Genomic DNA, 21,994 nt, shown 5'->3' with positions numbered 1-21,994 from the left:
ACCAAGGAAGGCATGTCGAACAAGGAAATTCACCGCTGCCTGAAGCGCTATATCGTCAGGGAGTTGTACCCGCTCATTCTGGCCGACTTGGCCGATTCGGCCCGCGCTTCTTGACATAGGAGCGTCAACTCGATCCGGCCGCTTTGTTCTTTTTGCTCTTTATTCTCGTCATTTTCCCAGCAGTTCTGAGGACTGCTCCAATGGCTGCGCTTTCCAGAAATCCTCACACGACATCGTCCGGCCGTCCATGAGTGGATGCGCCAAGTATCGGGAATGTTGCTAATTCTCCACTGCGCGTTGTTTCCTCTTTTTTCGTAAGGTCGGTTCAGGTAAACGGCAGCTGCTGCTGCCGATCTCGCTGCGTCATTGTCATGAAAAGAAATATAATCCCGTGCCTCTGCTGCCATGCAACGGAACTCGATGCCGCAGCGAAGGTCACCTTTACAGCCCGCTGACGCGCCGCCTCGAAAAGGCGGCCGAAGTCGGCGACGCGGACCACAGGCGACGCCAACCCGGATCGCCTTCCCGCCGCAGCACCCAATCCCATATTAAAAAGCCTTGTGAGACGCCCGCCGCGCTGGATCAGCGCGCCGTCGCACGGGGCTGCTTTTGACTCGAACAATGCCTGACAAGCCCTCCTCCCGCCTGATCGAGCTGGACTTTTTCCGCGGACTGGTTCTGCTGATCATCGTGGTCGATCACATCGGCGGCAGCATTCTGTCGCGCGTGACGCTGCATGCGTACGCGCTGTGCGATGCCGCCGAAGTGTTCGTGTTCCTCGGCGGCTTCGCGACCGCCACCGCCTATGCAACGCTCGCCGAGCGGCGTAACGAGACGATCGCGCGCGGCCGCTTCGTGCGCCGCTCGTTCGAGATCTATCGGGCGTTTCTCGTCACCGCCGGGCTGATGCTGCTGGTCAGCGCGGTGCTCACCGCATTCAGCATCGACGGGCCGAATCTCGCCACGACCGATCTGGACGACCTGATCGACACGCCGCTCGCCGCGCTGCGCGACATCGTGTTGCTGCGCCGCCAGCCGTACCTCGCGTCGGTGCTGCCGATGTACGCGTTCTTCGCGCTGCTGGTGCCCGCAATCCTGCCGCTCGCGCGCAGCAAGCCATGGCTGCTGGTCGTCGGCAGCGTCGCACTGTGGGCTGGCGCGCCGGCGATCAGCAAGTACTTGCCCGCCGCGCCCGACATGCACTGGGACTTCAACCCGTTCGCGTGGCAACTAATGTTCGTGCTCGGCGTGCTCGCACGCTGCCAGCCGGTGTATCAGCGGACCAGCGCGCATCGATCCGGCTGGCTCGTCAGCGTGCTGGCGTTCGCGGTGGTCGTAGGCGCCGCGTACTACAAGCTCGTGCTGCTGCATGCGCCGCTTGCCGCAAGCTTCAAGGAGAACCTGTCCTACCTGCGCGCGGGCAACTTCCTCGCGATTGCATGGCTCGTTGCCAATCTGATCGAGCTCGGCTGGGCGAAGAAGGTCGCGCGGCGGCTGCCGTGGGTCGGCTTGATCGGCCGTCAGGGGCTGCTGTGCTTCATTGCCGGCGCGGTGATTTCGCTGGTGATCGACTCGGTGCTCTACGCGGCGACGGATGGTTACCTGAACTATCCGCTCGGCCTGCTCGCCGACGCGGCCGCGGTCGGCGCGCTGCTTGCCGTCGCGCTCGGCGTGGAGCCGCTGAAGCGCTTCGTCGGGCGGTTCGTCGACGGGCGGCTGCGGACCTCAAGCTGAAGAACTTTGCGCGCATAAAGCGCCGTCCGTCTGTCCGCCACGTTCCATCTCAAATCTGGCGCCAATGCTGATAGGATGACGGCCGCGCGCGAATCCCGCGCCAGCCGGCCATCCTCACTGACATGCGTCGATTCCTCTGTTTCGCCCTCGCACTGCTTGCCTCCGCCGTCGGCGCGCCCGCGTTCGCGAGCACGGTCGCGAGCCGCAGCTTCCATTCCGATGCGCTCGGCCGCGACTGGAGCTACACGATCTACCTGCCGGCAGGCTATCGCGCGGACGGTCCGCGCCTGCCGGTGCTCTACCTGCTGCACGGCAATAACGGCGACGCCAACGACTGGCTCACGCAAGGTCATCTACAGAGCGCCGCCGACACGCTGATTGAGCGCAAGGAGATCGCGCCGGTTGTGATCGTGATGCCGCAAGGCGGCACGGACTGGTACGTCGACCGCAAGGAAAAGATGGAGAGCGCGTTCTTCGGCGATCTGCTGCCCGAGATCGAAACGCACTACGCGGTCGCGACGCAGCGCGGCGGCCGGATGATCGGCGGAGTATCGATGGGCGGCTTCGGCGCGCTGCGCTACGCGCTGACGCAGCCCGAGATGTTTTGCGGCGCGCTGCTGCTGAGTCCCGCGATCTACGCGAACGAGCCGCCGCGCGCGTCGGCGGCGCGGCGGGTCGGCGTGTTCGGCGAGCACCAGTTCGATCCGCGCATCTGGCACGAGCTCAACTATCCGGCGCAGTGGGACCGCTATATGAGCCAGCCGTATCGTCTGCCGATGTTCATCGCATCCGGCGACGACGACCTCGACATCCAGGCCGACGCGTCGCTGCTGTACACGCATCTGCGGCTCGCGGGCAATCCGGCTGCGCTGCGGATCATCGACGGCGGCCACACATGGGACGTGTGGAGCGCGCTGTTGCCCGCCGCGCTCAAATACACGCTCGGCTGCGTGAAGCCGCCGGCGCAGGAGCATCCGTCGAATCAACGGCCTTGAGCCGGCGCTACTCCACGAGATCGGTCCACAGTACCATCAGCACCGTCATCAACGCGGGGCCGATGAAAATCCCCAGCAGCCCGAACGTCTCGGCGCCGCCGAGAATACCGAACAGCACAAGGAGAAACGGCAGGCGCGTCGAATTGCCGATCAGCACCGGCCGCACGAAGTGCTCGGCGACGAACACGACGACCGCGCCGAATATCAGCAGCCCGGCCGCCGCGACCATCGAGCCCTGCACGAGCAGCCACAGCGCCGCGAGACCGAACACGATCGGCGCGCAGAACGGCAGCATCGCGGCGATCGCCGTGACGAAGCCGAGCAGCGCCGCGTGCGGCACGCCGGTCACGAAATACGCGACACCAAGCAACAGGCCCTCGCCGACACCGACCACGATCAAGCCCGACACGGTGCCGCGCACCGCGGTCCCCATGTGCGCGACGAGGTCCGCGCCGCTATCGCCGAAACCGCGTCGCGCGGCCTTCAGCAACGAACCGGACAGGCGCGGCCCCGCCTGAAAAATCACGAACAGCGTGATCAGCATGAACGCGAACACCATTGCCGCATGCGCGGCGCGGGCGCCGAAATGCCGGCCAAGCGTCATCACCGTTTCGCTGTGCAAGCCTTTCATCGCCGCCGAGCCGCGCAGCGGCTGAGCGAGATTGGCCTGCCACCACGAGCTGATCTGCTGCACACCGAACGGCAGACGGTTGATGAAGTCCGGCAGCGGAATGCCGTTTTCCTGCACGCTGCGGAACCAGTCGTTCAGCTCGTGCGCCTCGCGCAGCGCCTGCGCGATGCCGAGCCCGACCGGCAGCAGCACCAGCACGGCGATCACGAGCGTGAAGACGGTCGCGAGCAAGGTCGTGCGCCCCCTGAACCACTGGCTGCTCGCCACCTTGTGCAGCAGCGGCCACAGCGCAATCGCGACGACCGCCGCCCACGCCACTACTACGATGAAATCGCGCACCACCCACAATGCGAGCAGCACGAGCCCGATGTAAAGCACGACCGACGCGGCCCGCTGCTTTTTCTGGCGCTCCGCGGCGACGGACGACGCTTCGGGAGAATTGGGCGGTACGGCGGGAGGGCGTGGAATCATGTGAACTCTGGTGTTTTTGAACGGTGTGTGCGCGAGCCGACCTGAAAAATTCAAACCCGCTACACTGACGGCTCGGTTTGCCGCCCGACACCCAACATCTTAAAGGAAGCGTTGCCGCCCTTTTCCCGGCCGCTCTCCTAGTCGCGCCACAGGCAACACAGCGTTGCAAAAATACGCATTATTAAAAAAGCACATAAAAACCGCTTGCAACGCCCGTCGTTTCAGCCAGTCGCAAATGTCAAGTGTGATTATTGCTAATTCCGGAACGGTGTTTCAACGATGACACAATGGCTATCCGGCGCGCACGGGACTAAATTCGGCACTCCACAATACGGAGTCGATGATGACCCTGGAGTCCATCCCCCTCGACGGTAGCAATGGCGTACGCATCGAAATTCTCGAGAGCTCCGACACGACGCTGGTGATCCGTTGGGTCGAGCCGGGCCGCTGCCACTACGGTGAGCAGCGCTGGCGCCGCCGCTCGGCGCATTCGTCCGGCACCTGCGCGGTGTCGCGCCGCAAGATCCGCCGCGGTGACCCGGTGTTCAAGCCGGCCGAGCGCCCGGCGCCGTCGAATGCGTCCGCGATGATCTGCGCGGAAATTCTCGAACCGCTGCTCGAAGCGGCCTGACGCACGGAACGTTCCCGAGTACCGCGGCCGGAGCGCGAGTTTCAACCCGTTGCCCTCGCGGTCGATCTCGCTACGGCCCACGCGCCCTCAACGACAGTGTGCCCGGCCGGCGCAGCATCGCATGATGCGCCGCCGCGCCGGCACCGCTCCCGGTTGCCGCCCCGCGCCTCGTGCGTTAAGGTGGATTCGTTGCGCCCGCCCGACCGCCGGCTCGCTATCCGGCGTCGGCTGCGCGCCTTCCACCACCGCGCCGCGCCCGCCGCGACGCCGTTTGAGGGCCGATCATGGCAGAAGACACGCCGCAAACCCGCGCGGCCACCGCCGCTTCCACGCCTCCCGCTTCCTCCGCTGCTCCCGCTTCGCTGATCCCGCCGCAGCAATTCTCGCTCGACGTGCTGCTCGAAAAGTATGCGAAAGGCGATGAGCAATCCGCCGACGACGTGTATCGACGCGTCGCGCGCGGCGTTGCCGAGGCCGAGCCGCCCGAGTTGCGCGCGTCGGTCGAGGAACAGTTCGTCGACAACATGCGACACGGCGCGCTCGGCGCGGGCCGCATCATGAGCGCGGCGGGCAGCGGCATCGCCGCGACGCTGATCAACTGCTTCGTGCAGCCGGTCGGCGATTCGATCCAGGGCGTCGACGAACAGGGCTTGCCGGGCATCTACGTGGCCCTGCTCCAGGCGGCCGAAACGATGCGCCGCGGCGGCGGCGTCGGCTACAACTTCTCCGCGATCCGGCCGAAGGGCGCGCGGGTTCACACGACCAGCTCGGCCGCCTCGGGTCCGTGCAGCTACATGGACGTGTTCGACGCATCGTGCCGCACCGTCGAAAGCGCGGGCTCGCGACGCGGCGCGCAGATGGCGGTGCTCGACTGCAACCATCCGGACCTGCTCGAATTCATCGAAGCCAAGCATTCGAAGGGACGTTGGAACAACTTCAACGTGTCGGTCGGCGTCACCGACGAATTCATGCGCGCGGTCGAGAACGACGAGCCATGGCAACTGGTCCATCGCGCCGAGCCGTCACCGGCGCTGCGCGCGGCCGGCGACGTGCGGCAGCGCGAAGACGGCCTGTGGGTCTATAGCGAACATCCGGCGCACGCGATCTGGGACCGCATCATGCGCTCGACGTACGACGTCGCCGAACCCGGCATCGTGTTCATCTCGCGGATGAACGAGGACAACAATCTGCGCGCGGTCGAAACGATCCGCGCGACCAATCCGTGCGGCGAGCAGCCGCTGCCCGCCTACGGCTGCTGCAACCTCGGGCCGCTCAATCTGACGCGCTTCGTCGTCGATCCGTTCGCGCAGATGCAGGGGCGCCAGCCGTCGTTCGACTGGGACGGCCTCGCGCGCCGCACCCGCACCCAGGTGCGCTTTCTCGACGACGTGCTCGACGTCACGCTGTGGCCGCTGCCCGAGCAATACGCCGAATCGCGCGCGAAGCGGCGCATCGGCGTCGGCTTCACCGGCCTCGGCGATACGCTGGTGATGATGGGCCTGCGCTACAACTCGCAGGAAGGCCGCGATTTCGCGGTGCGCATCGCGCGGTTGATGCGCGACGAAGCATATCGCGCGTCGGTCGAACTTGCGAAAGAGCGCGGCGCGTTCGAGCTGTTCGACGCCGCGCGCTATCTGGAAGCCGGCACCTTCGCGTCGCGTCTGCCCGACGACATCAAGCAGGCGATCCGCCGCGACGGCATCCGCAACAGCCATCTGCTGTCGATCGCGCCGACCGGCACCGTGAGCCTCGCGTTCGCGGACAACGCGTCGAACGGCATCGAGCCGGCGTTTTCGTGGACCTATACGCGCATGAAGGTGATGGCCGACGGCGGCCGCGAATCGTTCGACGTCGAGGACTACGCGTACCGGCTTTATCGCGAGCTCGGCGGCGATGTGACCAGGCTACCGGACTATTTCGTCAGCGCTCTGCAGATGTCCGCGCGCGACCATCTCGACATGATGGCGGCCGTGCAGCCGTACGTCGACACGTCGATCTCAAAGACCGTCAACGTACCCGCGGACTATCCGTTCGACGCTTTCGAAAGCCTCTACTTCGATGCATGGAAAAGCGGGCTGAAGGGCCTTGCGACCTATCGCCCGAACGACACGCTCGGCGCGGTGCTGAGCGTGTCGTCCGCGCAGGCCGACGACACGCTCGCCGAGATGGATCAGGACCCGCTGCGTATCGCGATCGATCATCGGCCCAGGGGCGAATTGCCGGCGATCATCGAGAAGGTCGAGTATCTCACTCAGGCGGGCAAGAAGTCGCTATATGTCGCGGTGTCGTTCATTGAGGTGACGGGGCGGCTCGGCGGCGAGGACGTCACCATCGAGCGGCCTATCGAGTTCTTCATTCCGGTCGGTCAGCGCGACGAGTCGCAGCAATGGATCACTGCGACGATGCGTTCGCTGTCGCTGGCCGCGCGCGGCGGCTTCGTCGCGCGCAATCTGCAGGACATGCGCAAGGTGTCGTGGGATCGCGGCCAGGTGCGGCTTGGTGACGTGCAGCGGCTCGACGGTCATCGTGCGCCACGCTGGCACGATTCTGAAGTGGCCGCGCTCGCGTTCGCGATCCAGCAGATCCTGTATCGACGCGGCTTTCTCGACGCCGAGGGCAATCAGGTCGCGTCGCGCATGCTCGCGCGTTTGCCGCGCGGGCAAATGAAAACCGAGCTGGCGCTGTCCGCCGATTTCGGCCTCCGTGCGAATCCAGCGGATAGCGCCGACACGTTGCTGCAGCCGAACGGCACGCAAGGGCTGCACACGATGCTCGGACGCAAATGCGCTTCGTGTGGTGCGAATGCGGTGATTCGCAAGGACGGCTGCGATTTTTGTACCGCGTGCGGGGAGGTGGGGGCGTGCGGGTAGTGTGAGGTTGGGAGCGCGGTGGCCTCGCGGCCAGACGCGCTCGTCGGGGGCTATGCTTCACCCCACCCTCGCGTAATAAAGATTCTGCGGATGCTTCGCCTCCGCGAAGAAAAACCAGCGCTCCGCCACGAGCCCCGCATACTGCACGAGACAAGCCGCAGCCAGCAAGCCGAACGACGCGCCAAGCGAGCGCAGCCCCGCGCCGAGCACGATCAACACGACCGGCACGATGAACGCACCCGCGAGAAAGCCCCATTTGACGCCACGCAACGTGCGCGCCGATTTGCCGTGAAAGAACTCGCGCAGATTGAACGCGCCGCCCGTGAAGCCCCGTGACACCTGCACGAGCTTCGGATTGCGAATGCCCGTCGCGCTCTGCACCGTCGATTTCGGCCGCAAGCGTGCATTGCGCAGCAGCGACGCCGTGCGGCTCGCGCAGCCGGCGAGCGTCAGCACGCACGCGCAGATCGCCAGTCCCAACGTCAACTCGGGCGCGAACCATGCGCTCAATGCGGTCGCGAGCGTCGAGCCCGATGCGCAGCCGAGCAGCACGAAGTTCACCAGCGTCAGCGGCGTCGCCCACTCCTGGAGAAAACGCAGGCACGCATAGATCATCGCGGTGCAGACGAACAGCGCGGCGCTAGCGAGCACGCCGAGCCAGCCGAGCGCGAGCGACCATGACGAGCCGAGCCAGTGCGCGACGCCATACAGGAACGCGCACGCGAGAAACGCCGGCAGGCACAAACACTCACGCGACAGCCACGACGTGCGCCACATCGCGATCGCGCGCCACGCGCGTTCCGGATGGCCGAGATGGAAGAACGACGCGATCAGACCAAGACCGCCCAGCAGCACCGCGAGCGCCGCGCCGTTCACATAGAACGCGGTAGCGGCGGCCGGTTGCGCAACGACGCCCAACCATGCCGCACTCTCGACGCCGACGAGCGCGATCAACAGCCCCTGCGCCGCGCCGCTCAGCGTCGTCAGGAAGACTACGGAAAAAGCCGGATTCATCGTGTGGCCTCGTTGTCGTTCAGATGCGCGTCGCGATCGACGCGAGATGCACTTCGCCACGCGCGAGCTGCGCCTCGAGTCGCGAGTCGGGCGAGCCCGACACGTGCGTCGCATCGTCTGTGGTCGTTCCCGACGATTTGCACGAGCATGCGTCGCTGCCGCAACCCGCGGCAGTGGTCGGCACGCGCGGCAAATAGTGATTGGCGGGACGCGTGCCCCACTCCGGCATCAACTGATAGCCGCCACGCTCGCGGATCGCCTGCGACACCACCGACTCCGGATCGTGTATGTCGCCGAACAGCCGCGCCGATGTCGGGCACGCGAGCACGCAGGCCGGCTTGCGGTCGCGCTCGGACAGATGCTCGTCATGAATGCGATCGACGCACAGCGTGCACTTGGTCATCTCCTTGCGCGCTTCGTCGAGTTCGCGCGCGCCATACGGGCACGCCCACGCGCAATACTTGCAGCCGATACAGCGATCGAAATCGACCAGCACGAGACCGTCTTCCTTGCGCTTGTAGCTCGCGCCGGTCGGACATACCGGCACGCAGGGCGGGTCCTCGCAATGCACGCACGACTTCGGAAAATGGATCATCTCCGTGTCGGGGAAGCTGCCCGCTTCGAAACTCTGCACGCGGTTGAAGAACGTGCCGGACGGGTCCGCGTCGTACGGATTGAAATCGGCGAGGCTGCCCGATTCGCCCGACGTGTTCCACTCCTTGCAGCTCGTCACGCACGCCTGGCATCCGACGCATACGTTCAGATCGATCACCAGCGCCATCTGGGTCATTGCAGGCTCCTGCCATGGCTTCAACGATCGTCGCCGTCAGGTTCGGCGCGTCGCAACGTCCCGCGCAGGCGCGCCGCGAATTCGCCGCGTCCCGCGAAATAGGTTTGGACGATGCGCGACACCACACTCTTCTGTGCAACCGCACCGGGCAATCCGGGCATCGCATCGAACTGCGGCAGCGTGCGCCGCGCGTCGGCTTCGGCCGGATAGATGCGTACGCGCACGTCGTACCAGGCGGCCTGGCCCGTCACAGGATCGGAGTTCGACATGCGCGCGGGCGCGTCGTCGCGGCCCGGCAATTCGTCGGTGATCAGGTGATTGAGCAGGAAGCCGCGCTGCGATTCGTTCGCGTCCGGGCCGAGATTCCATGCGCCCGCCGCTTTGCCGATCGCGTTCCACGTCCATACGGTGCCCGGTTCGACGGTCTCGCTGTAGCGCGCCATGCCGCGCACGCGGCCCCATTGCGATTCGACGTAGATCCAGCCGCCATCCGCGATACCGTTCCCGGCCGCCGTGCGCGGATTCACATACAGATAGTTCTCACCATGGATCTGCCGCAGCCACGCGTTCTGCGAATCCCACGAGTGGTACATCGCCATCGGCCGTTGCGTAACAGCGGCGAGCGGGAATTGCGCAAGATCCGTCGCCGCGCTTTCGAGCGGCGCGTACCAGAACGGCAGCGGATCGAAGTACCGTTCGACGCGCGCTCGCAGATGCTCGGGCGGCTGTCGCCCGCTGGTGCGTCCTTGCGCGGCGAGCCTGAACTTCTGCATCACGTCCGAGTAAAGCTGGATCAGGATCGGCTCGCTGAACTTGCGGAAGCCGTTTTTGACCGCCCAGTCGAGATACGGTCCGTTGCAGTTGCGCATGTACTGCAAGGTCTCGGGCAAGCGGTAATGGAACACGCAGTTGTTGTTCGCGTACTGCTCCCACTGCTTCGGATTCGGTTCGCCGACCAGTGCCTTGTCGCCATCCTTGCCGCGCCAGCCGATCAGAAAGCCGACGCCGGAACCGGGCGACGTCGTGTGATTGACGATGAAGTCCGGGTAGTCGCGAAAGCGCCGGCCGCCATCGGTATTGGTGAACGCGGGAAACTTCAGGCGCGACGCCAGTTCGATCAGCACTTCCTGGAACGGCTTGCATTCGCCGGTCGGCGGCACGACCGGCACACGCACGGAATCAACGGGGCCGTCGAACTCGGAGATCGGCCGGTCGAGCATCGACATCGCGTCGTGACGTTCGAGGTAAGTCGTGTCCGGCAGGATCAGATCGGCGAATGCGGTCATCTCCGACTGGAACGCGTCGCATACGACGAGAAACGGAATCTTGTACTCGCCGTTCGCGTGCCTGTCGGCGAGCATCTCGCGCACCTTCATCGTGTTCATCGACGAATTCCACGCCATGTTGGCCATGAAAATCATCAGCGTGTCGATCGGACAAGGATCGCCGCGCCACGCGTTGGTGATCACGCTGTGCATGACGCCATGCACCGCGAGCGGATATTCCCACGAGAACGCCTTGTCGATACGCACGGGGCCGCCGTGTTCGTCGACGAACAGATCCTCCGGCGCGGCAGGCCAGCCGAGCGGGCCCGTCGCGAGCGGTGTATTGGGTTTCACCGCGTCAGGGCTGTTCGGCGGTTTCGCCGATGGCGGTACCGCACGCGGAAACGGCGACTTGTGGCGAAAGCCGCCGGGGCGGTCGATCGTGCCGTGCAGCGACATCAGCACGGCAAGCGCGCGGATCGACTGAAAGCCGTTCGAATGCGCGGCCAGCCCGCGCATCGCGTGAAAGGCGACCGGGTTGCCCGTTACCGTGTCGTGCGTTTCGCCCCACGCGTCGGTCCAGCGGATCGGCAGCGTGATGCGGTGCCGGCGGCCCGTTTCGATCATTTCGCCGGCGAGGCGGCGGATTGTATCGGCGGGGATGCCGGTGATCTCCGCGGCCCATTCGGGCGTGCAAGCGGCGACTCGCTCGCGCAGCAAGGCGAACGACGGCATGACCGGCTTGCCGTTGGCGAGCGTGTAACGGCCGTCGAGCGCGGGCGTCACGCCGCTCGTGTGATGCGGCACCGCGCGCTGGCTGGCCGGGTCCCACCACAGATGATTCTGCGGAAACAGCGGATTGCCTTCGGCCCGTTCGGGATCGCGCACGAACAAACCGAAGTTTTCGCTCGCTTCGTCGATATCGACCAACTCCGCCGCGTTCGTGTAGCGCTGCACGAAATCGTGATCCCACGCGTCGGCGGCGATCAGTTCGTGCAGGAACGCCATGAACAGCGCACCGTCGGTGCCGGGTTTGATCGGCACCCATTCGTCCGCGATCGCCGCGTAGCCGGTGCGGATCGGATTGATCGCGATGAAGCGGCCGCCCGCGCGCTTGAACTTCGAGATCGCGATCTTCAGCGGATTCGAATGATGATCTTCCGCGGTGCCGGTCATGAAGAACAGCTTCGCGCTGTCGAGATCCGGTCCGCCGAATTCCCAGAACGAACCGCCGATCGTATAGATCATGCCGGCCGCCATGTTCGACGAGCAGAAGCCGCCGTGCGCCGCATAGTTGGGCGTACCGAACTGCCTCGCGAACAGGCCGGTCAGCGCCTGCATCTGGTCGCGGCCCGTGAACAGCGCGAACTTCTTCGGATCGGTCGAGCGGATCGCGGCGAGACGTTTTTCGAGCACGTCGAACGCGGTGTCCCACGAGACCGGTTCGAACTGCGCGCTGCCGCGCTGCGCGCCGGCCTTGCGCATCAACGGCTGCGTGAGGCGCGCGGGCGAGTACTGCTTCATGATGCCGGACGCACCCTTCGCGCAAATGACGCCCTGATTCAGCGGATGCTCCGGATTGCCGTCGATATAGCGCACCTCGCCGTCGCGCAGATGCACCCGGATGCCGCAGCGGCACGCGCACATGTAGCAGGTGGTGGTCTTGATATCGAGCCGTTCGTTCTGCGTGCGGGCGTGGTGCTCCATGGCCATCTCCATCGCTGCTTCTGGTGGGCCGAAGCGCGGGTCATTCGCGCTGCCCATACGATATCGATCATCGTATTCGCGCCTGCCTCACAAGGGAAATCGCGATTTGCGACTAAAACTATCCGACGCACCGATAGTTTCGGTCTCGCTTTCAGCTATGCGCTTCTTTCTTCCGCGTGTCCAATTGCATCAGGCCGGTTGGGTACGCCAGGACTTGTTCAAGCGCGGCCCTCCAGTTGCGCGATCAGCGCATCCGGAATCTCGACGCCGTCTTCGTATGCCGCTTGCGCAAGCTGCTCTCTTCGATAACCGGGCAAGCGCACCTCGTCGTCCATCAGCATCATCTCGATCAGCGCCTCGACACGCGACAGATATGCGTCGTCGCCGGCCAATGCGCCCGGGTCGATCGCCCAGAACAGATGGCCGATGCGCGAGCGCTCGCCCTCCTCGGTCAGGAACGAGCCCGCTTCGTAGCCGAAGTTCGCGCCGGTCAGCGCGGCGGCCAGCAACTCGACCACCAGCGCCAGCATCGCGCCTTTCGCGCCGCCGAACGGCAGCATCATGCCGTCGAGCGCGGCGCGCGCATCGGTGGTCGGCAGACCGTCTCGCGTGGTCGCCCAGCCTTCGGGGATCGGCTTGCCGTCGCGCGCGGCCAGCGCGATCTTGCCGCGCGCGATCTGCGACAGCGCGAGGTCGATGACGAGCGGCGCGCCGTTGCGGCGCGGAAACACGGCCGCTATCGGGTTGGTGCCGAAGAGCGCGCGGCGGCCGCCCCAGGCGGGCATCGCGGCTGGCGAATTGCTGAACGCGAGCGCGACCATGCCGGCTTCGCCGAGCGCGGCCAGATGCGCCGCGCCAACGCCGAAATGATGGCTGCGGCAGATGCCCGCGACTGCGCTGCCGTACTGCCGGGCGCGTTCGGCGAGCGTCGCGACCGCCAGATCGCAGGCCGGATATGCGAGGCCGTCAGCGCCGTCGATCAACACGGCCGCGCCGCGATCCGCGACGATGAGCGCTTGCGCGGCCGGATCGACGCGGCCGTTGCGCAATTGCGCGCAGTACATCGGCAGACGCGATACGCCGTGCGAAGACAGGCCGCGCACGTCGGCATAGACGAGCGCGCGCGCCGTCGATTCGGCGGTCGCTGGCAACGCGTCCGCGCGGCGCAACGCGCGAATCGCAAGCGCAGTGAGCGTGTCGGGAAACAGTCGGGCCATCGGGTATTCCTTTCCTTGGTTCTATTGTGGGCAGCGCATCACTTTGTCATTGCCGCGGTGAAGCATCAAGTCCGGCACTGCTGTCGATGCCGCTGCGACACGATCCTCACTTCGCGGCCTATTCGTTCGCGGCCTATTCGTACAACCCCGTTGCACGGGGCCGACTGGCTTCTTCCTCGCGCGCCTGCTCCGCTTGCGCGGCCTGCGGCTTGCGCACCGGCTGCGCCAATGCCTGCGCCTGCACCTCGCGTGGTGCGGCCAGGAATTCGCGTGCGGCGCTTGCATCGAATGCGCGCTCCCAGCGCGCGACCACCAGCGTCGCGACGACGTTGCCGATCATATTGGTCAGCGCGCGGATCTCGTTGAGCACGCGGTCGACGCCGAGAATCAGCGTTATGCCCGCGACCGGAATGATGTTGTGCGTCGACAGCGTCGCGGTCAACGCAACCAGCGCCGCGCCCGCCACGCCCGCTCCGCCCTTCGACGTCAGCATCAGCACCGCCAGCAAGCCGAGCTGCTGCATCAGCGTCAGATGCGTGTTGGTGGCCTGCGCGATGAACAGCGACGTCATCGTCAGATAGATCGCGGCGCCGTCCAGATTGAACGAGTAGCCGGTCGGCAACACGAGCCCGACGATCGCGCGCGGACAACCCAGGCGCTCGAGCTTTTCCATCAGACGCGGCAGGACGGACTCCGTGGTCGAGGTGCCGAGCACGATCAACAGTTCCTCGCGGAAGTACTTCAGCAGCGGCCAGAGGCCCACGCCGGCCCAGCGCGCGGCCGCGCCGAGCACGATCGCAATGAACAGGATGCTCGTGATGTAGAAGCACAGAATCAGCAGCCCGAGTTGCTGCAGCGTGCCGATGCCGTATTTGCCGACCGTGAACGCGATCGCGCCGAACGCGCCGAGCGGCGCGAGCCGCATGATCATTTCGACGATGCGCATCAAGGTGTCGCCGAATTGCTCGATGCCGCGCATCAGCAGCCGGCTGCGCTGCGACATGATCGACAGCGCGATGCCGAACAGCACCGAAAACAGCAGCACCTGCAGCAGATCGCCGCGCGCGAACGCGCCGACCACCGAGTTCGGCACGATCATGTCGATGAAGCTCGACGACACCGAGTGCGCATCGGCGACGTAATGCGTGAGCGCATGAGGATCGAGCGATGCGGGATCGATATTGAGTCCCGCGCCCGGACGCAACAGGTTCGCGACCACGAGGCCAAGCAGCAGCGCGATGCTGGTGACGACCTCGAAGTACAGCAGCGTCTTGAAGCCGACGCGGCCCACCTGCTTCAGGCTTTCCATGCGCGCGATGCCCACGGAAACCGTGCAGAAGATCACCAGCGTGATCAGCATCTTGATGAGGCGAATGAAGGTGTCGCCGAGCGGTTTCATCTGCACGCCGAACATGGGCGCGAATTGACCGACGAGAATGCCAGCCGCAAGTCCGATCAGGACCTGCACGTAGAGATGTTTGAGCACGTGCAAGATGGTGTCTCCTCCACTCGCTGCTGCCAGATGTCGAGCCGGCGCCACTGCCGCATGAGCTGCCGGTCACGGGGGCATGCCTGGCCGCTTCTCCGTGCCGGCATGCGCCGGGAAGGTGGGGACCGCGGCGCGCGAGCCGTGCGGCTCGCTGCGGCGGCCGGGCCGCCCGCGTCAGGCGCTTTCGAACAGACGCGTCAACACGAACTCGCGATGACCGAGCGCTTCGGCCGCGGTGAAACGGCCGTTGATCGTCGCCATCATGCGCTGGAGCAGTTTGTCGCCGCTCTCGTCGAGGTTCTGCTCGCGCTGCAGAATGCCGGTCACATCCACGTCGATATGCTCGCCCATCGTGCGGACCGTGCGCGGATTCGCGCAGATCTTGATGACCGGTACGATCGGATTGCCGATCACGTTGCCCTGCCCCGTCGGGAAGAAATGCACGACGAAGCCCGATGCCGCGCACAAGGTCACCATCTCGGCCGCGGCCGACGACGAATCCATGAACCACAGTCCGGAATGCGTCGGCTCCTCGGCTTTGTCGAGCACGCCATCGACCATGCACTTCTTGCCAATCTTCTGGATGTTGCCGAGCGCCTTTTCCTCGATCGTCGTCAGGCCGCCCGCGATATTGCCCTTGGTCGGCTGCGACTCGGACAGGTCGTCGGTTTTCCAGCGGTTGATCATGTCCTGGTAGCGGTCGAACATGAACTGGAAGCGCTCGCGCACACCGTCGTTCGCGCAGCGCGCGGCGACGATCTGCTCGCCGCCCGTGAGCTCCGATGTCTCGCCGAACACCAGCGTGGTGCCGAGGCCGTAGAGTTTGTCGAACGCATTGCCGACGGTCGGGTTCGAGCCGCAGCCCGACGTGGTGTCCGACTCGCCGCACTTGGTCGACACCCATAGCTCCGAGATCGGGCACGCCTCGCGATCGAGCGACGTCGCATACTGCACCATTTCCTTCGCGGCCTTCGACGCGCGCATGATCGTGTCGTGATCGCCATGCAGTTCGATGCCGAAGCCCATCACCGGCTTGCCGGTTTTCGCAATACCGTCGACGACACGCTTGGTCCAGCCCTCCTCGATACCGATCACGACCACCGCCGCGACGTTCGGATTGCTGCCCGCGCCGATCAGCGTGCGGAAATGCAGTTCGAGGTCGGCGCCGAATTGCAGCCGCCCATACGGATGCGGCAGCGCCATGGTCCCCTTGATATTGTGTTCGACCGCCTGTGCCGCGGCATTGGACAGATCGTCGACCGGCAGGATGATCACGTGGTTGCGTACACCCACGCGGCCGTTGTCGCGACGATAGCCGCGGAAAGTGGTATCCAGGTCAATCACGCTCATGGTGTCTCTCTCGTGTTCGGGTTGATGCCAGTGAGGGGCGGCTCGATGCCGCGAAGCGAGATGCCGCCCAGCGGGATGCGTTGAAGCAGGCAGCAATTGCGCGCGCGTTGCTTACCAGCGCTTCGTCTTGATGTTGTGCACGTGCGCGTGCTCGCCGGCCTTGATCGGCGCGACCACCTTGCCGATATCGACGCCGTACTTGAACACCGTGTCGCCGACGGCCATGTCCTTCAGCGCGACCTTGTGACCGATCGGAATGTCCTGCTTCGCCGGCACGGTGACGATTGCGTCGTCATCCATGATCCATGCGTTGAGCTGCATGCCCGCCTTGATGCCCTCGACCACCGCCACGCCGACCGTGTCTTTCGCCTCGTGCAGCACGATGTGAATCGTTCTACGTGGCGCCGACGCGCCCGCTGCGGTGTCGTTGATGTCTGCCGTGGGATTGCTCATGAGCGTCTCCATTCGTAGTTTGAATGCGGTGAGGGTGCCGCCGGGGCAGCGCAGCCACGTGCGCCGCGGTGAATCGATACTAGGCGCCCACTTACTCAATGTCAACTAGGTCATATAGATGTGTTAGAAGACTGGGAGGTGACCGGTCGCTGTCGCGAATCGCCGACAACATACGATTCATCCAGATGTTTCAGATGACCTGGTCGTTTAGAATCAGGGCAGGTCCAACGCAGGCGAGCTACGACTCGCGTATTCCAGAGGTTTTCATGAGCACGCTCGCGATCAATGCGCCCGCCGTGGGCGCCACACGGTACAAGGAGGTCAAGAGCGCGATTCTCGCGGCGCTCGCGGCCGGCGAATGGAAAGGCGGCGAATGCATTCCTTCGGAAAAGCGCCTCGCCGAACGCTTCGGCGTGTCGATCGGCACACTGCGCAAAGCCATCGACGAACTGTGCGCCGAGAACATTCTGATCCGTCATCAAGGGCTCGGCACCTTCGTGGCGATGCATCAGCGCGACCGGCACTTCTTCCGCTTCTTTCGCATCGTGCGGCGCGACGGCGACAAGGCCTACCCGGTCGTCACGCTGATCGGGTTCAAGAAGGCGCGAGCATCGCGCGAGACGGCCGTCGCGCTCGGGATCGAGACCGGCGCGCGCGTGCTGCAGTTCGTCAACGGGCTCGCGCTGCATGGCAAGACCGTGCTGATCGAACATATCACCGTGCCCGAAGCGCTGTTTCCCGGCTTGACCGAAAGCAAGCTGCGCAACCGGCCGAACACGCTGTACAACTTCTATCAGGACGGTTTCGGCATCAACGTGGTCGAGACCGATGAACGTGTGAGCGTTGCGCTCGCCAATGAGCTCGAAAGCGCGCAGCTTGGCGTCGATGTCGGCGCGCCGCTGCTCGAGATTCGGCGCATCGCGTACTCGTATCATCGCAGCGCGGTGGAACTGCGCATTTCGCGGCTCAATACCGAGGAATACGAGTACATCGGCACGCGCGCGGCACGCGACGATCAGAAATAGCGGACCACGGTCACTCGCCAGGCACGTCTGCGCAAAAACGGCAGGCCAATCGTCTTTCATTTTCGGCCGGCGCCAGCCTGTCTAAAATAGCCGCACTTCCGATCCCGAGAACCTCATGCTGGATACCCTCACGAGCGGCTCCGCGCCCATCAACGACGACTCCGGGATGTTCGAACTTGCGCCGGTGTCGCTGTGGCTCGAAGATTTCAGCGGCGTGCGCGCGTTGTTCGATGAATGGCGAGCCGCGGGCGTGACCGATCTGCGCGCCCATTTCGCCGAAGCCCCGCAGCGCGTCGCCGAATGCGCTCACCGCATCCGCGTGATCAAGGTCAATCGCCAGACGCTCGCGCAATTCGAGGCCGCGATTTCGACACGCTGACGAGCAACCTCGCGTCGGTGTTCCGCGACGACATGCTGAAAACGCACCTCGAAGAGCTGTGCCAGCTCTGGGCCGGACAGTCGAACTTCACGAGCCACACGGTCAACTACACGCTCGGCGGCCGCCGCCTCGACGTGCTGCTCAAGGGCGCGGTGCTGCCCGGTCACGAGGACCGCTGGGACCGCGTGCTGGTGTCGACCGAAGACATCACCGAGCTCGAAGGCGCGCGGCGCCGTGTCGCGGAGGCGGAAGAATACGCGCGCGGGCTCTTCGAACACTCGCCGGTGTCGCTGTGGGTCGAGGATTTCAGCGCGGTCAAACGCCTGCTCGACGGCGCGCGCGCGGCCGGCATCAACGATTTCCGCGTGTTTACCGACGTCCATCCCGAGTTCGTCGAACGCTGCATGGCGGAAATCCATGTGCTCGACGTCAACCACCACACGCTCGGGATGTTCGGCGCGAAGGACAAGAAGACGCTGCTCGCGCGCCTCGCCGACGTGTTCCGCGACGAGATGCGCCCGCATTTCCGCGAACAGTTGATCGACCTGTGGGACAACAAGCTGTTCCAGCAGCGCGAGGTGCTCAACTATTCACTCGACGGCAACGAGGTTCACGTCCACCTGCAATTCTCGGTGCTGCCCGGCCACGAGCGGGACTGGGACCTCGTGCTCGTCGCGCTGACCGACATCACCGCGCGCAAGAAAGCCGAGGCCTACCTCGAATTCCTCGGCAAGCACGACGTGCTGACCAAGCTGCGCAACCGCTCGTTCTATGTGGACGAACTCAACCGGCTGGAACGCAAGGGACCGTGGCCCGTCACGATCATCATGGCCGACCTGAACGGCCTGAAGCGCGTGAACGATCAGCTCGGCCATGCGGCCGGCGACGCGCTGCTGCGGCGTGCCGGCGAAGTGCTCGCGAAGGCGATGGAGTCGCCGTTCCACGCGGCGCGGATCGGCGGCGACGAATTTGCGATCCTGATGCCCGATACCGACGAGCGCGGCGGCGCGGCGATGATCGACGCGATCCGCCAGCTGGTCGAGATGAACAACCAGTTCTATCCGGGCTCGCCGCTGAGCTTCTCGATGGGCGCGGCGACCTGCCAGCGCGGCGACCGGCTGGAAGCGGGCGTGCAGCGCGCCGACCTGCTGATGTACGAGGAAAAGCGCGCGCACTACGACGCGCAGCCGGGAGTGGAGGCGGCGGCGAAGTAACGGCCGAGGGCGTCAGGCGTTCGCCACGCCGGCGCAACGCTCGACGCTCAACCTCGCTCAACCTCGCTCAGCCCGGCAGCTTGGCCGCCAGCACATCCAGCTTGACGATGCCCGGCGGCGACGCGAATAGCTCGCCCGCCTTCTCCATCAACGCGGCCGCGACCTTGCCGTTCAGATGTGCGTTGCGACCGGCTTCGTCGTCGAACGCATCGAAAATGGCGTACGTCGACGGACCGAGCTTCAGACCGAACCACGCGGCGGTGGCCGGTTCCTGCTCGACGAGCGGCAGGCCGCCGAGCAGAAACGCCTCGACTTCCTTTTCCTTGCCGGGCCTGGCTTCCAGACGGACATACAAAGCGAGCTTGACCATGATGCGACTCCTGGTGAGTTCGGCAGCGAACGGTCCTTTCAAAGCGCTTTGAAAAGTATAGGCGGCGTCGGCTGAAGCGACGCCGGGCCTCATGCGCGAGCAAGTCACGCGCCCGGAAAGCGCAGCTCGAAACGCACGACGCCCGGCTGCGGACACACCACGCGCGCGCTGCCGCCATGCAGATGCATGATCGCCTTCACGATCGCGAGCCCGAGTCCGTTCGATTCCGTGAACGCGCTGCGCGCCGCGTCGCCGCGATAGAAGCGATCGAACAGCCGGTCGAGTTGCGCGGCCGGAATCGGCTCGCCCTCGTTTTCGACCGTCACCAGCGCGCCCGCCTGGTCCTGCGCGCCGCGCAGGCGCACGATCGTGTCGCCCGCGCCATAACGCACCGCATTGACGACCAGATTGTTGATCGCGCGGCGGCACAGCATCGGATTGGCCGATGCGATGCCTGCCGCGTCGACTTCGAAACGCATGCCGCGTTCGTCGGCCAGGCCTTCGAAATAGTCGGCGATTCTGACGAGCTCGCCATGCAGATCGACCGGCTGCCGCTCGATCGACAACGCCGCATGATCCGCATGCGCGAGAAACAGAATGTTCTCCGCGATATGGCTCAGGCGATTCAGCTCCTCCAGATTCGATTCGAGCAGTTGCTGATACTCGTCGGCTTCGCGCGGCTGCGCGAGCGCCACCTGGGTCTGGCCGACCAGCGCGCCGACCGGCGTGCGGATCTCGTGCGCGAGATCGGCGGAAAACTGCTGCAGACGTTGATAGCCGTCGGCGAGACGATCGAGCATCGCGTTGAACGCGTGCGTGAGTTGACGCAGTTCCAGCGGCGCCGCTCGATCGTCGAGCCGCACCGCCAGATTCGTCGGGCTGATTTGCGCGGCGCGGGTGGCGATCTCGCGCACCGGGCGCAGCGCGCGGCGCAGCACGCAGTAAGCGAGCAGCGTCGCGGCCAGCATGCCGGTCAGCGTCGCCAGCACGATGCGGTTGCGGTACTCGGCCAGCATGCGCATTTCATGTGTCATCGGATGGCCGGCGATCACCTCGACTTCGGTGCCATCCTCGCGCGCTGTCGCGGTTGCAATCGCCCAATGCACAGGCACGCCGTCGGGCAGGCGCGTCCGACGCACGTCGGTGGCGCGCGGCGGATCGCCTGCCGGGGCGGCCGGCAGATCAGGCACCGCGAGTCCGCCCGGATTCACGTCGACGAACGGCGCTTCGCCGGGCCGGCGGAAGATCAGCACGTCCTCCTCCGCGCCGAGCATCGTCTCGAACAGCAGCGGACGCTTTTTCAATTCGCTGACCGAGTAAAGGTCGTGCACGATGCGGCTGAAATGCTCGACGCGGCCGCTCAGCACGACATCGGCGCGGCGTTGCAGCGCGACTTCAGCGGAATGATAGAAATACGCGCCGAGCGAACCGATCACCGCGCAGGCGATCAGCGCGAACAGGAACGTGGTGCGCGCGATCAGCGAGCGTTCGGTCCAGAGTCTCATGCGCCGTCGCCGAACGTGTAGCCGATGCTGCGCACCGTGTGAATCAGCTTCTTCTCGAACGGGTGATCGACCTTCGCGCGCAAGCGCTTGATCGCCACGTCGACCACATTGGTGTCGCTATCGAAGTTCATGTCCCACACTTCCGATGCGATCTGCGAACGCGACAGCGCTTCGCCCTCGCGGCGCACCAGCAGATGCAGCAGCATGAACTCCTTGTTGGTCAGCGGAATGTCGACGCCCTCGCGAGTGACCCGGCGGCGCAACACGTCGAGCTTCAAGTCGGCGACTTCGAACACGTCGCTTTCGCGGATCACGCCACGGCGCAATAACGTGCGAATGCGCAGCACCAGCTCGGTAAACGAGAACGGCTTGACCAGATAGTCGTCGGCGCCGAGTTCGAGACCGCGAATGCGGTCGCTGACCTGATCGCGCGCGGTCAGGAAAATCACCCGCAAATCGCGTCGCGCGCGCAACGCCCGCATGATTTCCCAACCGTCGATGCCGGGCAGCATCACGTCGAGCACGACGAGTTCGTAGTCGTGCCCGAGCGCCAGGTGCAGGCCGTCCGTGCCGGTGCGCGCGAGGTCGACCGCGTAGCCGTTCTCGCGCAGGCCCTTCTTCAGATAGTCGCCGGTTTTCGGATCGTCTTCGATAACCAGAATGCTCATGATGCTCGCCGCTCCTGCGCACGATTCGGCCCGCAAGGCCGCGCTCGCGCGCGCAATAAACGCCTGACGGGAGCGCTCGAGAAAACCTGCGGCGCTCCCCCGGCGGCCATTCTACGTGGCCGCCGTCGGCCATTGATGACGTTTTTGTCATCCTCCCGTCACCTTGATGAGCCGATGCGGCGGCTAGTCTGATCGCACCGTCCACCACGCTGCATC

The 21,994-nt window shown here is 65.1% G+C and carries 16 protein-coding genes and 1 pseudogene; 6 read left to right on the top strand and 11 right to left on the bottom strand.

Going from position 1 to position 21,994, the window contains the following annotated elements; all coding sequences use genetic code 11:
* Positions 1 to 621 precede the first annotated feature (621 nt).
* On the top strand, positions 622 to 1,734 hold the full coding sequence (locus tag AB3X89_RS23310; protein ID WP_368585370.1) for an OpgC domain-containing protein: 1,113 nt from the start codon (positions 622 to 624) through the stop codon (positions 1,732 to 1,734).
* A 122-nt stretch (positions 1,735 to 1,856) separates the two neighbouring features.
* Positions 1,857 to 2,729 (top strand): alpha/beta hydrolase, encoded by an 873-nt coding sequence (locus tag AB3X89_RS23305; RefSeq protein ID WP_368585369.1) that lies wholly within the window; start codon positions 1,857 to 1,859, stop codon positions 2,727 to 2,729.
* Positions 2,730 to 2,736: 7 nt separating this feature from the next.
* Here the strand turns inward: AB3X89_RS23305 and AB3X89_RS23300 are convergent, their stop codons facing one another.
* Positions 2,737 to 3,831, bottom strand: coding sequence for an AI-2E family transporter (locus AB3X89_RS23300; protein ID WP_368585368.1), 1,095 nt, complete (start codon positions 3,829 to 3,831; stop codon positions 2,737 to 2,739).
* A gap of 343 nt (positions 3,832 to 4,174) precedes the next feature.
* Here AB3X89_RS23300 and AB3X89_RS23295 point away from each other — a divergent pair, with 343 nt between their 5' ends.
* Together AB3X89_RS23295 and AB3X89_RS23290 are read left to right on the top strand one after the other, a co-directional pair.
* Positions 4,175 to 4,462, top strand: a complete 288-nt coding sequence (locus AB3X89_RS23295) for a DUF3331 domain-containing protein (protein WP_013091570.1) — start codon at positions 4,175 to 4,177, stop codon at positions 4,460 to 4,462.
* A gap of 284 nt (positions 4,463 to 4,746) precedes the next feature.
* Positions 4,747 to 7,332, top strand: coding sequence for an adenosylcobalamin-dependent ribonucleoside-diphosphate reductase (locus AB3X89_RS23290; protein ID WP_368585367.1), 2,586 nt, complete (start codon positions 4,747 to 4,749; stop codon positions 7,330 to 7,332).
* Positions 7,333 to 7,389: 57 nt separating this feature from the next.
* On the opposite strand, the gene AB3X89_RS23285 is transcribed toward AB3X89_RS23290, so the two are convergent.
* The 7 genes from AB3X89_RS23285 to AB3X89_RS23255 form a co-directional block, all read right to left on the bottom strand.
* Positions 7,390 to 8,346, bottom strand: a complete 957-nt coding sequence (locus AB3X89_RS23285) for a dimethyl sulfoxide reductase anchor subunit family protein (RefSeq protein ID WP_368585366.1) — start codon at positions 8,344 to 8,346, stop codon at positions 7,390 to 7,392.
* Positions 8,347 to 8,365: 19 nt separating this feature from the next.
* Positions 8,366 to 9,136, bottom strand: a complete 771-nt coding sequence (locus AB3X89_RS23280) for a 4Fe-4S dicluster domain-containing protein (protein ID WP_368585365.1) — start codon at positions 9,134 to 9,136, stop codon at positions 8,366 to 8,368.
* A 20-nt stretch (positions 9,137 to 9,156) separates the two neighbouring features.
* On the bottom strand, positions 9,157 to 12,108 hold the full coding sequence (locus AB3X89_RS23275; protein ID WP_368585364.1) for a molybdopterin-dependent oxidoreductase: 2,952 nt from the start codon (positions 12,106 to 12,108) through the stop codon (positions 9,157 to 9,159).
* A gap of 218 nt (positions 12,109 to 12,326) precedes the next feature.
* Positions 12,327 to 13,325 carry an Ldh family oxidoreductase gene (locus tag AB3X89_RS23270; RefSeq protein ID WP_368585363.1) on the bottom strand — a complete coding sequence of 333 codons (999 nt, stop codon included), beginning with the start codon at positions 13,323 to 13,325 and terminating at the stop codon, positions 12,327 to 12,329.
* Positions 13,326 to 13,458: 133 nt separating this feature from the next.
* Positions 13,459 to 14,817, bottom strand: coding sequence for a C4-dicarboxylate transporter DctA (dctA, locus tag AB3X89_RS23265; protein ID WP_368585362.1), 1,359 nt, complete (start codon positions 14,815 to 14,817; stop codon positions 13,459 to 13,461).
* Between the two features lie 171 nt (positions 14,818 to 14,988).
* Positions 14,989 to 16,164 (bottom strand): UxaA family hydrolase, encoded by a 1,176-nt coding sequence (locus AB3X89_RS23260; protein ID WP_368585361.1) that lies wholly within the window; start codon positions 16,162 to 16,164, stop codon positions 14,989 to 14,991.
* 111 nt (positions 16,165 to 16,275) lie between these two features.
* Positions 16,276 to 16,617 (bottom strand): UxaA family hydrolase, encoded by a 342-nt coding sequence (locus AB3X89_RS23255; protein WP_217709839.1) that lies wholly within the window; start codon positions 16,615 to 16,617, stop codon positions 16,276 to 16,278.
* A gap of 266 nt (positions 16,618 to 16,883) precedes the next feature.
* Here AB3X89_RS23255 and AB3X89_RS23250 point away from each other — a divergent pair, with 266 nt between their 5' ends.
* Positions 16,884 to 17,642 (top strand): GntR family transcriptional regulator, encoded by a 759-nt coding sequence (locus tag AB3X89_RS23250; RefSeq protein ID WP_368585360.1) that lies wholly within the window; start codon positions 16,884 to 16,886, stop codon positions 17,640 to 17,642.
* Between the two features lie 115 nt (positions 17,643 to 17,757).
* A pseudogene (locus AB3X89_RS23245) lies at positions 17,758 to 19,235 on the top strand (diguanylate cyclase).
* A gap of 67 nt (positions 19,236 to 19,302) precedes the next feature.
* Here the strand turns inward: AB3X89_RS23245 and AB3X89_RS23240 are convergent.
* The 3 genes from AB3X89_RS23240 to AB3X89_RS23230 all read right to left on the bottom strand — a co-directional run bounded on the left by AB3X89_RS23240 (position 19,303) and on the right by AB3X89_RS23230 (position 21,778).
* Positions 19,303 to 19,605, bottom strand: a complete 303-nt coding sequence (locus tag AB3X89_RS23240; protein WP_368585359.1) for a putative quinol monooxygenase — start codon at positions 19,603 to 19,605, stop codon at positions 19,303 to 19,305.
* Positions 19,606 to 19,709: 104 nt separating this feature from the next.
* Positions 19,710 to 21,110 carry a heavy metal sensor histidine kinase gene (locus AB3X89_RS23235; RefSeq protein ID WP_368585358.1) on the bottom strand — a complete coding sequence of 467 codons (1,401 nt, stop codon included), beginning with the start codon at positions 21,108 to 21,110 and terminating at the stop codon, positions 19,710 to 19,712.
* On the bottom strand, positions 21,107 to 21,778 hold the full coding sequence (locus AB3X89_RS23230; protein WP_176123114.1) for a heavy metal response regulator transcription factor: 672 nt from the start codon (positions 21,776 to 21,778) through the stop codon (positions 21,107 to 21,109). The genes AB3X89_RS23235 and AB3X89_RS23230 overlap by 4 nt, the downstream gene beginning before the upstream one ends.
* Positions 21,779 to 21,994 lie beyond the last annotated feature (216 nt).

The organism is Paraburkholderia sp. BR14320 (assembly GCF_040948665.1).
Taxonomy (GTDB): domain Bacteria; phylum Pseudomonadota; class Gammaproteobacteria; order Burkholderiales; family Burkholderiaceae; genus Paraburkholderia; species Paraburkholderia youngii.
Note: the sequence above shows the minus strand (reverse complement) of the source record. Positions and strands in the feature narration are given on the sequence as shown.

Bases quoted from the DNA above. Each gene is read 5' to 3' on its own strand.
- AB3X89_RS23310 (WP_368585370.1), top strand. From the start codon at position 622: ATGCCTGACAAGCCCTCCTCCCGCCTGATCGAGCTGGACTTTTTCCGC.
- AB3X89_RS23305 (WP_368585369.1), top strand. From the start codon at position 1,857: ATGCGTCGATTCCTCTGTTTCGCCCTCGCACTGCTTGCCTCCGCCGTC.
- AB3X89_RS23300 (WP_368585368.1), bottom strand. From the start codon at position 3,831: ATGATTCCACGCCCTCCCGCCGTACCGCCCAATTCTCCCGAAGCGTCG.
- AB3X89_RS23295 (WP_013091570.1), top strand. From the start codon at position 4,175: ATGACCCTGGAGTCCATCCCCCTCGACGGTAGCAATGGCGTACGCATC.
- AB3X89_RS23290 (WP_368585367.1), top strand. From the start codon at position 4,747: ATGGCAGAAGACACGCCGCAAACCCGCGCGGCCACCGCCGCTTCCACG.
- AB3X89_RS23285 (WP_368585366.1), bottom strand. From the start codon at position 8,346: ATGAATCCGGCTTTTTCCGTAGTCTTCCTGACGACGCTGAGCGGCGCG.
- AB3X89_RS23280 (WP_368585365.1), bottom strand. From the start codon at position 9,136: ATGACCCAGATGGCGCTGGTGATCGATCTGAACGTATGCGTCGGATGC.
- AB3X89_RS23275 (WP_368585364.1), bottom strand. From the start codon at position 12,108: ATGGAGCACCACGCCCGCACGCAGAACGAACGGCTCGATATCAAGACC.
- AB3X89_RS23270 (WP_368585363.1), bottom strand. From the start codon at position 13,325: ATGGCCCGACTGTTTCCCGACACGCTCACTGCGCTTGCGATTCGCGCG.
- AB3X89_RS23260 (WP_368585361.1), bottom strand. From the start codon at position 16,164: ATGAGCGTGATTGACCTGGATACCACTTTCCGCGGCTATCGTCGCGAC.
- AB3X89_RS23255 (WP_217709839.1), bottom strand. From the start codon at position 16,617: ATGAGCAATCCCACGGCAGACATCAACGACACCGCAGCGGGCGCGTCG.
- AB3X89_RS23250 (WP_368585360.1), top strand. From the start codon at position 16,884: ATGAGCACGCTCGCGATCAATGCGCCCGCCGTGGGCGCCACACGGTAC.
- AB3X89_RS23240 (WP_368585359.1), bottom strand. From the start codon at position 19,605: ATGGTCAAGCTCGCTTTGTATGTCCGTCTGGAAGCCAGGCCCGGCAAG.
- AB3X89_RS23235 (WP_368585358.1), bottom strand. From the start codon at position 21,110: ATGAGACTCTGGACCGAACGCTCGCTGATCGCGCGCACCACGTTCCTG.
- AB3X89_RS23230 (WP_176123114.1), bottom strand. From the start codon at position 21,778: ATGAGCATTCTGGTTATCGAAGACGATCCGAAAACCGGCGACTATCTG.